Raw genomic sequence first — 12,840 nt, forward strand, 5'->3', positions numbered from 1 at the left:
CTCCTAAGCACGTCGAGCAGCCAGCAAACCGATCCCTGCCAGACTCAGCAACGTCGCACTGACCCGGTTGAACACCCGCCGCGGCCCCGGCTGGTTGAACCAGCGTTGCAGGTAGGCGCCCAGCCAGGCGTAAATGGCAATCGCCGCCCACTCCAGCAAGAGGAACAGCCCGCCCAACCAGGCGAACTGCTCCGACACCGGCACCGGGCTCGCGACCTGAACGAATTGTGGCAAAAACGCGGTAAAAATCAGAATCGCCTTGGGATTGCCCGCCGCCACGAGAAATTCCTGACGCGCCAGGCGCATCGTGCCAACGTGCTGTTCACTGCGCACCGCCGTGACTGCCACTGGCGCGCGCCACAGTTGCCAGGCGATGTAGAACAGGTAGGCCGCACCCAGCACCTTGATCGCCAGGAACAGGTACTCGCTGGTGTAAAGCACCACCGCCAGCCCCATGGCCGCCAGCGCAATCATGCCGGCAAAGGCCAGCAAGCGCCCGGCACCGGCCGCACAGGCGGTACGCAAGCCATAACGGCTGGCGTTGTTGAGGGACAAGAGGTTGTTCGGGCCCGGTGCCATGTTCAGGGCAAAACAGGCAGGTACGAACAAAGCGAGGGTGGACAGGTCCATGACAGGCTCCGGTGGTGTGAGGCTTAAGGGTCTGTTCAGGGCACCCATGGGGTCAAGGTACAGTTAACCGAAAAAACTGTGCGCGGTATGATTGCCCCACGTCATTGACTTGCCTGCGTCGATCCACTTGCATAGCCCTTACCCCAACCACCTGGATAACCTCATGGTCAGCAGCACTGAACGGCACCGTGCTTTCTGGCGTGACCCGGCCCTGCCCTTCGTGGAAAGTCGCCAGGCCTGCCACAGCCGGGCCTGCTACAAACCCCACAGCCACCCGACGTTCTCCATCGGCGCGGTCGATCAGGGCAGCAGCCTGTTCACCGGTGCCGGTGAAGGGCAAACCCGTTTGCTGCCAGGCACTCTGGTGTTTGTTCCGGCGCGGTGCGTTCATGCCTGCAACCCCGAGCCGGGCGCCTTCTGGAGTTATCAGATGCTGCACCTGGATGCCACGTGGCTCAAGGCCTTGCGCCTCGAGTCGGGCCTGGCGAGCCGCGACGGCGAGCCAGCCCGGATCAGCCAGGATGCGCAAACCTATCAGCGCTTCTGCAAGCTCAACCGCGTGCTGTTCTCCTCTGTCGGTGCCACAGAAAAAGAAGCGGCATTGATCGAGTTTATGGCCGACTACGACACAGGCGCCCTCTTGCCACTGGCCAGCTCAGGGTTGGTGAAGTTACCCGACAGCAAGCTCAACGCTGTACTGCAGTGCCTTGAGGAAGAAACCAATCAACTTCTGCCGCTGGCTGAACTGGCGACGCTGGCGGGCATGGGCCGCTACCAGCTGATTCGTGCCTTTCGCGCTGCCACCGGCCTCACGCCTCATGCCTACCAATTGAATCAGCGGGTCAACCTGGCTCGCCGTTGGCTGCGCGGCGCTACACCGGTCGCGGAGATCGCCTATCGCCTGGGCTTTGCCGACCAGAGCCATTTCCAGCGGGTGTTCAAGGCCCATACGGGCATCACGCCCGGCAGTTATCGCAGCTGAAACTGCGCAATTTTCTTCAATACCGCCACCGCTCCCTACGCAGACAATCGCCAGCCCTGTAGCTGAACAAGATTGCCTTCCATGGAACAGTTTCTGATGCTTGCCGCCGCTCATTTCCTGGCCTTGCTGTCACCCGGCCCGGACTTTTTCCTGGTGACACGCAATGCCTTGAGTGCCGGCTGGCGCGTTGCCAGCGGCGCATGCCTGGGGATCGCCCTGGCCAATGGCGTGTTCATTTTCGGCGCATTTGCCGGCCTCTCGGCGCTGCGTGCGGACAGTACGCTGTTCGTCGTCATCCAGTTGGCTGGCTGCGCCTACTTGCTGTACATCGGCACCCTGTTCATCCGCCATGCCGGCAGTAGCTCACTGGCTGGCGTCGACACGCCCCAGCCAGGCGCTGCACGCGCCTCCTGGTGGCAAGGATGGCGGATGGGGTTGCTGTCGGGCTTGCTCAATCCGAAAAACGCACTGTTCTACGTTAGCCTGGCGAGCATGCTCGGCAACCTCTCGCCTGGTTGGAAGCTGTTCTATGGCGCCTGGATGTTCGCGGTGGTGCTGGCCTGGGACTTGCTCATTGCCATGGTCATCGGCAACCCGCAGGTTCGTCGCCAGTTCTCCCGCTCGCTGCCCTGGCTGGAGCGGGTCTCCGGCGCCTTGCTGATTGCCCTGGCACTGGGCGTCATCCTTCATCTGTTGCGGCATTGACCAGGCTGAGGCTGTCCAGAGCCAAAAGGCTGAAGTGCCCGCGGGACCAGCCACCGGTGTCGATATGCCAGATGTTGCCCAGCACGCGGATCTCGCGCAAAGGTGTGTGCCCCACGATCAGTGCCCGGAGTCCTGCAATAGGTGAGGCGTCATCCACCTGCAAACGATGACGCGACCACTGGCAGTACTCCTCAAGCGCTTGCGGCATCTGACCTTGCAATTGCTCGCATAACTCACACCAGCTGGCGAATGGGCAATCGGCGTGCACAAGGCCGACCAACCCTTGCGCTGTCTCGACCTCCATCGCCAGAGGCATACGGGCAAACCGCTCGGCAAACCGCGCTTGCTCACGCTCCGGCAGATCGAGAAACCAGCCGCCACCTGCGGCACGGTATTGACCATAATCGAGCCAGCCGCCATTGACGTGGGTAACCGCCAGGGCTTCATGGTTTCCCTGCACGGCGTGGAACCAGGGCTGGTCCAGCCAGTCCAGCGCGTCGGTGCACTCCGGGCCACGGTCGACCAGGTCACCTACGCTAAATAGCCGGTCAACCTTGGGGTCGAAACCGACACGCATCAATTGGGCCCGCACACGCTGAAAGTGCCCGTGAATATCACCGACGGCATAATCCCTGCCCTGGTGGTTGGCGGCGAACCGCTCGATCCTGCTCACTGTGTTCTCCCCTCACCCGCCATCCCTGGCAGGCGTACAATAAAACCGTGCAGACGCTTGCACCCGGAGGTGAATCATGCGCGCTGTCCTGAACGTACTCATCCTGAGCCTGTTGGCTTCATACAGTTTGGCTCAAACGCCGCCAAGCGCATCGGTTGAAGTCAATTACGTCAATCCGGAGCAATTTCGCGATGCCAGCCTGGACAGCAACGGCTATGAGCGCGGCGCCGACGAACAGGTCATGAAAACCTTGCGCAGCTACCTACTATCGCTGGGCGAGCGCTATTTGCCCATGGGCCAGACGTTGCGCATCGACATCCGTGACATTGATCTGGCAGGTCGCTACGAGCCCTGGCATACACAGGCGTACAACGTGCGCTTCATGCGTGACATTACCTGGCCGAGTATCGAGCTGCACTACGTACTGACGCAAAACGGCCAGCCGGTGAGCGAGGCTGATGCCCACCTCAGCGACAAGTTCTACCTGCAACGCCCCGGTCGCAGCACCACCAGCGACCGCCTGTATGCGGAGAAAGCCATGCTCAACGAATGGTTCCGCAAACAGTTTGCCGTGCAACACCAGACGTCGTCGTGAACCAATTGGACCAGCGCCGCGTCTGAACCTGTGTGTACCGAGCAGAGGACAATGATAATGGTCACTCACTACAAGGTCGCCGGCCACCTGGCTTGCGGCCACCACGGCACCAACCTGATCTCCACCACCGAGCTCAACCGCGTGAAATGCCGCAGCTGCCGCAACACCGACGCCTACAAGGACGCCCGTCGCGATCAGCGCAACGCTGCCCGCCGCGCAGCACGCAAAGCCAAGTCGCACACCGCCACTGACTGGCGCAGCGCCTGGACAGAACGCCTGACCGCCATGCCCGGGTTGCAGCGCCTGCCCCGGGGTTTTCATGATCAGGCGTTTGTTTAGCGTAACGGGTACAACGGACTGCGCCCTGTGAGCCGTTAGCAATTGAATGGGGTATTGCGCCCACTGTGTTGAGGTATTGAAAAACCCGATGCCAGTATCTGACATCGGGTTTTTGGGGCAGGCTAAATTACAAGGGTATCACTACGTTGCAATCCAAACGCCCCCTTGGTTACCAACGCCGGGTTCAGGGCTGGATGCCGGCAATTTTCTCAAGGCGAATGGGGTAGCCTTGCCCAGGCTGAACGACCGTTTCGGTTTCTACAGTCTGGACCACGCGCCCGGTTGCATCCTTGGTGACCGCGACCGATTTGCTGTAGGTGCTTTGTACAACACAGCCAGTCAGTGTGGTAGCCAGTGCTACTGCCGATGCAAATGTAAGAACGGCCTTCATGCGGGATCTCCTTCCCATGTAAATTTCGGGCCGCACTTTACCAGTACTGTATAAAATTAATAGCCATTTGATATCACTGCGCGTTTATCATCAGCTACCGAGTGATCGTAGTATCAGGCCGGAACACCCAGAATGATGTGGGACGCCTTGATCACAACCGTGGTGCTGACGCCGGTTTTCAAGCCAAGCTCTGTTACCGCATCACGGGTTACGATCGAGTACACTTTTGAACCACCACCAAGTTCCACCACCACTTCGGCGTTCACCGCACCATCGGTGACGCTCAGCACCTTGCCTTCCAGACAGTTGCGCGCCGACAGGCGGATGTCGCTGGCCTCAGTCATCAGCATTACCCAAGGCGCCTTGACCAGGGCGACGGCGTCTTTGCCGACAGCAATCCCGAGGCTGCGGATGCTTTCCATGGTGACCACTGCAACCAGCCGTTCGCCACCCGGCAGGGTCAATACCACCTCGGCATTGACCGCACCTGCCTGAACCTGACTGACCTGGCCTTTGAACACGTTGCGTGCACTGACTTTCATGTGACAGTTCCTTTTTCTGACTTTTGAGTTAGGTTTTGTCACATCATCACGTTTATCGTCATGTAGTGACAACTACAGCGCTCGGATCAGGCGCCGATTTGCGGCGGTTCGAACCGTTATAGCCCAATAGTAACGCTGCAGCGCTCAAAGGCCTGATGTGGATCACCGCACCAAGTGGTACAATCGCGCCCCTCATGCCCCGCGCCCGATGCGTCGGGCAGCCTTGAGCGTCAACAGTCCGACACGCGCCACCCCCACGCAAGCATGTGCCTGATGGCTGGGATGAACCCGGGTTCATCGCCAATCCACTCGGCCATGTGTCGCGCTGCTGCGCTGAATCGACGAAAAATGGATCAGCTCCTCCTCGGATTGGAAGGAGCTGGAAAGCTGCCGATCCCTGACGATTTGGCCAAAAACAGTGCCACGATCGTTGCCGGCACCTAAACACACTTCTGGATACCCCGCAGGAACATCACTTGATCTCCACCGCTAACATCACCATGCAGTTCGGCGCCAAGCCGTTGTTCGAGAACGTCTCGGTCAAGTTCAACAACGGTAACCGTTATGGCCTGATCGGCGCCAACGGCTGCGGCAAGTCGACCTTCATGAAAATCCTCGGCAACGACCTGGAGCCTTCGGCCGGTCAGGTCATGCTCGAGCCGAACGTGCGTCTGGGCAAGCTGCGCCAGGACCAGTTCGCGTACGAAGAATTTACCGTGATCGACACCGTGATCATGGGCCACGAGGAGCTGTGGCGGGTCAAGGCCGAGCGTGATCGCATCTACTCGCTGCCGGAAATGACCGAAGAAGACGGCATGGCCGTTGCCGAACTGGAAACCGAGTTCGCCGAAATGGACGGCTACACCGCCGAGTCCCGTGCTGGCGAACTGCTGCTGGGCCTGGGTATTCCCCTGGAACAGCATTTCGGCCCGATGACCGAGGTCGCGCCAGGCTGGAAGCTGCGTGTATTGCTGGCCCAGGCGTTGTTCTCCGACCCTGAAGTGCTGCTGCTCGACGAACCAACCAACCACCTGGATATCAACACCATCCGCTGGCTGGAAAGCATTCTCACGGCGCGTAACAGCACCATGATCATCATTTCCCACGACCGTCACTTCCTCAACAGCGTGTGCACCCACATGGCTGACCTGGACTACGGCGAGCTGCGCCTGTTCCCGGGCAACTACGATGAGTACATGACTGCCGCCACCCAGTCGCGTGAGCAGCTGCTGTCGGACAACGCCAAGAAGAAAGCCCAGATCGCCGAACTGCAGACGTTCGTCAGCCGCTTCTCGGCCAACGCCTCGAAAGCCAAGCAGGCTACCTCCCGCGCCAAGCAGATCGACAAGATCCAGCTGGCCGAGGTCAAGCCATCGAGCCGTGTCAGCCCGTTCATCCGCTTCGAGCAGACCAAAAAGCTGCACCGTCAGGCCGTGACCATCGAAAAGCTGTCCAAAGGCTTCGAAGGCAAGACCCTGTTCCAGAACTTCAGCTTCACCGTTGAAGCCGGCGAGCGCGTAGCGATCATTGGTCCGAACGGTATCGGCAAGACCACCCTGCTGCGCACCCTGGTCGGCGAACTCACTCCAGACGCCGGTGCGGTGAAATGGACCGAAAGCGCAGAGCTGGGTTACTACGCCCAGGACCATGCCCACGACTTCGAAGACGACGTCAGCCTGTTTGACTGGATGGGCCAGTGGACCCAGGGCGAGCAGATGATCCGTGGCACCCTGGGCCGCATGCTGTTCTCCAACGACGAGATTCTCAAGTCGGTCAAGGTGATTTCCGGTGGTGAGCAAGGCCGCATGCTGTTCGGCAAACTGATCCTGCAAAAGCCGAACGTGCTGATCATGGACGAACCGACCAACCACCTGGACATGGAATCGATCGAGGCACTTAACCTGGCGCTGGAGAACTACCCGGGCACGCTGGTATTCGTCAGCCACGACCGTGAGTTCGTATCGTCCCTGGCCACCCGCATCATCGAGCTGAGCCCAAGCGGCGTCGTCGACTTCAGCGGCACCTACGATGACTACCTGCGCAGTCAGGGCGTCGTGGTTTAACCCGGCCATAACGTGAATGATCGCCGGCAAGCCGTCCCCTACAGGTCATCTGTAGGGGACGGCTTGCCGGCGATGCGTCGCCATAACAGCGTTAAAATTAGTTAGCCTGCTTTCTTTTAGCCTCGCCGCCAGCGATCATGGGTGCTCTCCCACCGCCCGCCAGCGAACGAGCTCATGTCCGCGTCACACCCCGCACCTGCCCACACCGTCTCGATCACCCTGCAGATCCTGTCGATCGTCTTCTATACCTTCATTGCCTTCCTCTGCATCGGCCTGCCGATCGCGGTATTGCCCGGCTATGTGCATGACCAGCTGGGGTTCAGTGCCGTCATCGCCGGCCTGACTATCGGCCTGCAATACCTGGCCACCTTGCTCAGCCGTCCGTTCGCCGGGCGGGTTGCTGATGGTCAGGGCACCAAGCGCGCCATCATCTACGGGTTGATTGGCATTGCTGTTAGCGGGCTGTTGACCTGCGCCTCGGCGCTGACGGTCAGCGCGCCGCTGCTGAGCCTCTTTACCCTGCTCGCCGGGCGCGTGTTCCTCGGTATTGCCCAAGGTTTGATTGGTGTCGCCACGTTGAGCTGGGGCATCGGCGCAGTCGGTGCCGAGCACACCGCCCGGGTCATTTCATGGAACGGCATTGCCTCCTATGGCGCTATCGCCATCGGCGCGCCGGTGGGTGTGATGCTGGTCGATCAGGTCAATTTCGCAACCCTGGGCCTGGTGCTGAGCGTGCTGGCGGTACTGGCCCTGTGGGTGATTCGCAACAAGCCGTCGATGCCGGTGGTGCGCGGTGAACGCCTGCCGTTCTGGGCGGCGTTTGCGCGGGTTGCGCCTTGCGGCGCAGGCCTGACCCTGGCCTCGATCGGCTATGGCACCCTGACCACGTTTGTCACCCTGTTTTACCTGGAGCAAGGCTGGACCGGCGCGGCCTGGTGCCTGAGTGCGTTTGGTCTGTGTTTCATTCTCTCGCGGCTGTTGTTCGTCAACGCCGTCAATCGCTTCGGCGGCTATCAGGTCGCGATTGTCTGCATGACAACCGAAGCCCTGGGCCTGGCGCTGTTGTGGCTGGCGCCGAGCCCCGTGTTGGCGTTGGTCGGTGCCGGGCTGACAGGCTTCGGCTTGTCGCTGGTGTACCCGGCGCTGGGGGTGGAGGCCATCAAGCAGGTGCCCGTGTCCAGCCGAGGCGCGGGTCTTGGCGCCTACGCGGTGTTTTTCGACCTGGCCCTGGCCATTGCCGGCCCCTTGATGGGTGCTGTCGCCCTGCACCTGGGCTACGCCTGGATCTTCTGCATCGCCGCCCTGTTGTCATTGGCCGGCGTCGGCCTGACTCTGCTGCTGTCGCGTCGGGCGCAGCATTATTGATTAGCAGTGTTGAGCCCCGCGCGCCCGGGATGCTTGAGTGTGCGGTTGAAAAAGTGCGCGGCTTCGCTTTGCAGTGACAGATGAATGCCTTCGCGGTCGACGCCTTCCGGATCGTTGCACAATGCAGCCATGTGCTCGCGTTGCTCATCGTCACACGGCGCCATGAACACGAAATGCCCGGCACCCGCCAGCAGCCGGTAGTTGGGAGTCACTGGCAGTTTGCGCGCCAGGGCCTGGGCATTCTTGTCGATCGCCAGCAACTGGTCGTTGTCGCCGCTGTAGATCAACGCGGGCACCTTTACATGGGCCAGTGCCTGGCGACCGAACATCAGGCTCAGCGGCGCCATCAGCAGCAATGCATGAATTCGCGGGTCGGCTTCGGCGCCCAGGTCGTCACGGTCGGCGATCAGCACGCCCTGGGTCTTGCAGGCATCAGCGTCCTGAGGGCGTTCCTCGCAGTAGCGGCGCAAGCGCTCAAGATCAGGCTCTGCACCGGAAAGGATCAGCGCGGTTTCGCCACCGGCCGAGTAGCCGATCATACCCACCTGCTTGCCGTCGACATAGGGTGACAGCAGCGGATCGGCAAGGCTTGCGGTAATTGCCGCACTGATCTGCAGCGGCCGCCCATAAAGATTGCTCAAGGTGCCCAGGCGGCTATGGTCGTGGGCGTTGTCGCCGGGGTGAGTGACTGCCACCACAATAAAACCGCGGCGCGCCAGTGCAGTGGCGAGGTCATGCAGAGCAAGGGGGGTGCCGGTGTTGCCATGCGAAAGCATCAGCAACGGATAGCGGCCAATGGCGATCGGTGCACCGGCAACCGCATCGACCCGATAGCCGTCAATGCGGCTGCTGCGCTCCGGGCCACTGGAAGGATAGAAGGCCAATGCCTGGACCGGGCGCGCATCCAGCGGGTCGGCGAACTCCATGTGGTGCAGGCCGACACTCCAGTGCTGTGCGGGCTCTGCGTGCACCACACTGACCATACCCAGCCAGCACATTATCCAGAACGCCGCCAATTTGCGCATTTTGCCTTCACCCTGCCCGGCTGATGATCTACCGGGTACCGGTCAAGCATAGAGCGCGCCAATGCGCCGCGGATGAAAGCTCAATGAAAAAACCGACAGCAGACATCGCCTGCTGTCGGTTTCGGTCACGCTATCGGGCGCTTAAGCTGCGGCGAACAACTCGGTGCTGATATGCGCCTGGGCAGCACTCATGGCGTTGCTGCGGTGCTCGTCACCGTAGGCCAGGCCATGGGCGCGGACGATTTCAAGATCAGTGACACCGATGAAGCCGAGGAACACCTTGAGGAATTCTTCATGGCCGACACCGGTCGGCTGGCCCGCGTGCAGACCACCGGCGGTGGACACCAGGATTACCTTCTTGTCGCCACACAGGCCTTCAGGGCCGGCTTCGGTGTAGCGGAACGTCTTGCCGGCTACGGCGACGCGGTCGATCCAGGCCTTGAGTTGGGTCGGGATGGTGAAGTTGTACATCGGTGCGCCAATCACCACGGCGTCAGCATCGAGGAACTCCTGCAGAGTTTCGCTGCTCAGCGCGGCTTCGTGTTGCTGGGCGGCGTCGCGCAACGCTTCCGGCGTGCCAGCGGCAACCAGGGTGGCGGCCGAGAAGTGGCTGATTGCGTCGCTTGCCAGGTCGCGGTAAACAACTTCCAGCGAGGGATCGGCAGCCTTCCAGGCCTCAACCACGCTGCGGCTCAGCTGGCGAGAGGCGGAGTTGTCGCCCAGGATGCTCGAATCGATATGCAACAGTTTCATGGTTCTCTCCTGAATGAAGACCGCGTCTGGGCGATCACAATGGAGACAATCCTACTTGAGTGACCAATAGCTGATAAGTCAGCAAATTTGCGTTAGTTTGTCCTACTGACAGGACAATGGTGAACACCATGCAAGACCTCAACGACCTCTTCTACTTCGCCCGCGTGGTCGAAGCCGGCGGTTTTGCTGCCGCCGGACGCCTGCTCGGGATCCCCAAATCGCGGTTGTCGCGGCGCATTGCCGAGCTGGAAGAACGACTCGGCACACGCCTGCTGCAACGTACCACCCGCCAGCTCAAATTGACGGCAGTGGGCGAACGTTACCTGCGTCATTGCCAGGCGATGCTGCTGGAGGCGGAAATGGCCGACGAGGCAGTTGCCAGCATGACCAGCGAGCCGCGCGGGCGGCTGCGCGTCTCCTGCCCGGTAGGCTTGGCCCATACCCTGCTGCCACAAGTGATCAGCAGCTTTCTCAGTCTGTATCCCCAGGTGCAACTGGACATGGTGCTGCTCAATCGCCGGGTCGACCTGATTACTGAAGGCATCGATGTTGCCCTGCGGGTACGCGACCTGGGCGATGAAGACCCGGCGCTGGTCACGCGCCGTCTACGCCAGGCCCAGATGTACCTGGTTGCGTCGCCCGAGTTTGCTGCCACTCACGCCCCGCGTACGCCTGATGAGCTCAGCGGCCTGCCCATGCTCGGTGCCGTGGACGCCGACCGCCTGGTCCATCTGCGCCTGCTCGACCAGCGTGGCCACAAACACGAACTGGCCATGGAGGCGCGCCTGGCCATTGACGATTTTGTCGTGCGCAAGGAGGCTGCCATCGCCGGGCTGGGCTTCACCGCCCTGCCGATCATGCACTGTGAAGCTGAGTTGGCTCGTGGCACGCTGGTACGGCTACTGCCAGACTGGTCGCTGCCTGGCGGTTACCTGCAGGCCGTCTACCCTCACCGGCGCGGTCTGTTGCCAGCCGTGCGGGTATGGATCGACCATCTGGTGGCAGCGTTTGCAGAGTGTGGGGAGCGATATGTCTGAGCGGCGCATGAGTGAAGAGCAGGTAGCGCAGTTCTGTTTGAGCCTGCCCGGCGCACGGGAAGATTACAAATGGGGCGGCATCCGGGTGTTCTCGGTTGCCGGCAACAAAATGTTCGCGGTAATGGATCTGGCCGGTGCGGGGGTGTCGTTCAAAGTCGACAGCGAGCTGTTTCTTGGCTACGTCGACCGCCCCGGCGTACGCCCTGCCCCGTACCTGGCGCGGGCGCACTGGATCAGCGTGGCGCGCCCCTACTGCATGGGCCGCGATGAGCTCTGCGACCTGCTGCAACGCTCCCACCAACTGGTGGTTCGGCGCTTGCCCAAGCGCCTGCAACCGGGCCTGCTTATCTGAGCAGCGGCCCCAAGGCACTGCCCAGCCAATGACCGCCGAGCACCAGCTGGTCGACCCAGAATACCTGGTGCAAAGCCACAATGGCCCAGAAGCTCAGCTGAAACGACACTTTGCGGGTTTTATGCCGATACAGCTGCTGGGCCACCAGCGCACCGGGCCAGCCGCCACACAGCTCGCAGGCGTGCAGGACCTTTTCCGGCGTGCGCCAGCCCTGGTGGCGGGCCTGTTGTTTGTCACGCCAATACAGCGCTACGCATACCAGGCTCACGACGGGGTACATCACTGCAGGCAGCCAGGACTGGCCGCTGACGAGCATCTGAACAGCGCCCGCAAATGGCAGCAGGCACAAGCCTGCGAACACCAGCAATTTGCTGCGCAGGTGCTGAATTGCACCGCTGTTGCTCGCCGCGCGCTGCGCAGATGCCCTACTCATCGATTCAGCCTTGCGCCGTAGCCCAGTCAACCCAACCGAACTGCCAGGTCGCGAGAATGATCAGGCCGAACACGATGCGATACCAGGCGAACATGGCGTAGCTGTGGTTGGCAATGAAGCGCAGCAAACCGCGCACTGCGATCATGGCGAAAATGAACGAAACCACAAAACCGATGGCAAACACCGGGAAATCGTCAGGCTGGAACAGGTGGCGGTATTTATAGCCAGAGTACACCGCAGCACCGACCATGGTCGGCATGGCCAGGAAGAACGAGAACTCAGTGGCCGCTTTACGCGACAGCCCGAACAGCAAACCGCCGATGATGGTCGAGCCGGAGCGCGACGTACCCGGGATCATTGCCAGGCACTGTGCACAGCCGATCTTCAGGGCGTCGGTCCAGCGCATGTCGTCCACCTGATCAACCTTGATCACATGCTGGCGGCGCTCGGCCCACAACATGATCACGCCGCCCACTACCAGCGCGACCGCGACGGTGATGGGGTTGAACAGGTATTCATGGATCACATCGGCAAACAACACGCCCAGCACTACCGCCGGTATGAACGCGATCAACAGGTTGGTGGTAAAGCGCTGTGCCTCACGCTGCTTGGGCAAGCCCACGACAACATCGATGATCTTGCGCCGAAACTCCCACACCACCGCCAGGATCGCACCCAGCTGAATGATGATGTTGAAGGCCATGGCCCGCTCGCCACCGAAGTTGATCAGGTCAGCGACAATGATCTGGTGACCCGTGCTGGAGATCGGCAAGAATTCGGTCAAGCCTTCGACAATACCCAGTATGACGGCCTGCAAGCCTGTCCAAAGATCCATTATTTCCCCACGCAGCAATGCCCAAGGCATGCCCTTTTCTAGTTTGAATAAGCCAAAGGCGATTCGAGTAACCGGTTGTTGTACAGCGGCTGTCGGTCGCAATTTCGACAAAAAAGTGCT

General features: G+C 61.0%; 16 protein-coding genes. 8 read left to right on the top strand and 8 right to left on the bottom strand.

What is annotated here, in order from left to right; translation table 11 throughout:
* Positions 1-3: 3 nt before the first annotated feature.
* Positions 4-630 carry a LysE family translocator gene (locus I5S59_RS18875; protein WP_197877975.1) on the bottom strand — a complete coding sequence of 209 codons (627 nt, stop codon included), beginning with the start codon at positions 628-630 and terminating at the stop codon, positions 4-6.
* A 163-nt stretch (positions 631-793) separates the two neighbouring features.
* Between I5S59_RS18875 and I5S59_RS18880 the strand changes: the two genes are divergently transcribed.
* Together I5S59_RS18880 and I5S59_RS18885 are read left to right on the top strand one after the other, a co-directional pair.
* Positions 794-1,612 (top strand): AraC family transcriptional regulator, encoded by an 819-nt coding sequence (locus tag I5S59_RS18880; RefSeq protein WP_197877976.1) that lies wholly within the window; start codon positions 794-796, stop codon positions 1,610-1,612.
* Between the two features lie 81 nt (positions 1,613-1,693).
* Positions 1,694-2,317 carry a LysE family translocator gene (locus I5S59_RS18885; protein ID WP_197877977.1) on the top strand — a complete coding sequence of 208 codons (624 nt, stop codon included), beginning with the start codon at positions 1,694-1,696 and terminating at the stop codon, positions 2,315-2,317.
* Here I5S59_RS18885 and I5S59_RS18890 read toward each other — a convergent pair.
* Positions 2,292-2,990, bottom strand: coding sequence for a metallophosphoesterase (locus tag I5S59_RS18890; RefSeq protein ID WP_197877978.1), 699 nt, complete (start codon positions 2,988-2,990; stop codon positions 2,292-2,294). The two genes, I5S59_RS18885 and I5S59_RS18890, sit on opposite strands and share 26 nt — an antisense overlap.
* Before the next feature lie 76 nt (positions 2,991-3,066).
* Between I5S59_RS18890 and I5S59_RS18895 the strand changes: the two genes are divergently transcribed.
* Together I5S59_RS18895 and I5S59_RS18900 are read left to right on the top strand one after the other, a co-directional pair.
* The gene (locus I5S59_RS18895; protein ID WP_197877979.1) at positions 3,067-3,585 is read left to right on the top strand and encodes a DUF3016 domain-containing protein; all 519 of its coding nucleotides are present in this window, start codon (positions 3,067-3,069) and stop codon (positions 3,583-3,585) included.
* A gap of 57 nt (positions 3,586-3,642) precedes the next feature.
* Entirely contained in the window at positions 3,643-3,924 is a 282-nt protein-coding gene (locus I5S59_RS18900) for a hypothetical protein (protein ID WP_197877980.1), read from the top strand.
* A gap of 184 nt (positions 3,925-4,108) precedes the next feature.
* Here the strand turns inward: I5S59_RS18900 and I5S59_RS18905 are convergent, their stop codons facing one another.
* Both I5S59_RS18905 and I5S59_RS18910 read right to left on the bottom strand, forming a co-directional pair.
* Positions 4,109-4,315, bottom strand: coding sequence for a hypothetical protein (locus I5S59_RS18905; protein WP_197877981.1), 207 nt, complete (start codon positions 4,313-4,315; stop codon positions 4,109-4,111).
* Positions 4,316-4,428: 113 nt separating this feature from the next.
* On the bottom strand, positions 4,429-4,857 hold the full coding sequence (locus I5S59_RS18910; protein WP_197877982.1) for a TOBE domain-containing protein: 429 nt from the start codon (positions 4,855-4,857) through the stop codon (positions 4,429-4,431).
* Positions 4,858-5,333: 476 nt separating this feature from the next.
* Between I5S59_RS18910 and I5S59_RS18915 the strand changes: the two genes are divergently transcribed.
* A complete protein-coding gene (locus I5S59_RS18915) occupies positions 5,334-6,920 on the top strand; it encodes an ABC-F family ATPase (RefSeq protein WP_197877983.1) in 1,587 nt (528 codons plus the stop codon).
* 174 nt (positions 6,921-7,094) lie between these two features.
* The gene (locus I5S59_RS18920) at positions 7,095-8,285 is read left to right on the top strand and encodes an MFS transporter (protein ID WP_197877984.1); all 1,191 of its coding nucleotides are present in this window, start codon (positions 7,095-7,097) and stop codon (positions 8,283-8,285) included.
* Here I5S59_RS18920 and I5S59_RS18925 read toward each other — a convergent pair.
* Together I5S59_RS18925 and I5S59_RS18930 are read right to left on the bottom strand one after the other, a co-directional pair.
* Complete coding sequence (locus I5S59_RS18925) at positions 8,279-9,310, bottom strand: alpha/beta hydrolase family protein (RefSeq protein ID WP_197877985.1); 1,032 nt, start codon at positions 9,308-9,310, stop codon at positions 8,279-8,281. The genes I5S59_RS18920 and I5S59_RS18925 overlap by 7 nt on opposite strands.
* Before the next feature lie 141 nt (positions 9,311-9,451).
* Positions 9,452-10,063 (bottom strand): FMN-dependent NADH-azoreductase, encoded by a 612-nt coding sequence (locus I5S59_RS18930; RefSeq protein WP_197877986.1) that lies wholly within the window; start codon positions 10,061-10,063, stop codon positions 9,452-9,454.
* A 128-nt stretch (positions 10,064-10,191) separates the two neighbouring features.
* Here I5S59_RS18930 and I5S59_RS18935 point away from each other — a divergent pair, with 128 nt between their 5' ends.
* Positions 10,192-11,100, top strand: a complete 909-nt coding sequence (locus I5S59_RS18935; protein ID WP_197877987.1) for a LysR substrate-binding domain-containing protein — start codon at positions 10,192-10,194, stop codon at positions 11,098-11,100.
* A complete protein-coding gene (locus I5S59_RS18940; protein WP_197877988.1) occupies positions 11,093-11,452 on the top strand; it encodes an MmcQ/YjbR family DNA-binding protein in 360 nt (119 codons plus the stop codon). The genes I5S59_RS18935 and I5S59_RS18940 overlap by 8 nt, the downstream gene beginning before the upstream one ends.
* On the opposite strand, the gene I5S59_RS18945 is transcribed toward I5S59_RS18940, so the two are convergent.
* Positions 11,445-11,885, bottom strand: a complete 441-nt coding sequence (locus I5S59_RS18945) for a DUF1294 domain-containing protein (protein WP_197877989.1) — start codon at positions 11,883-11,885, stop codon at positions 11,445-11,447. The genes I5S59_RS18940 and I5S59_RS18945 overlap by 8 nt on opposite strands.
* Before the next feature lie 4 nt (positions 11,886-11,889).
* Positions 11,890-12,720 (bottom strand): undecaprenyl-diphosphate phosphatase, encoded by an 831-nt coding sequence (locus I5S59_RS18950; RefSeq protein ID WP_197877990.1) that lies wholly within the window; start codon positions 12,718-12,720, stop codon positions 11,890-11,892.
* Between the last annotated feature and the right edge of the window lie 120 nt (positions 12,721-12,840).

Source organism: Pseudomonas alkylphenolica (assembly GCF_016009175.1).
GTDB classification, from domain to species: domain Bacteria; phylum Pseudomonadota; class Gammaproteobacteria; order Pseudomonadales; family Pseudomonadaceae; genus Aquipseudomonas; species Aquipseudomonas alkylphenolica_B.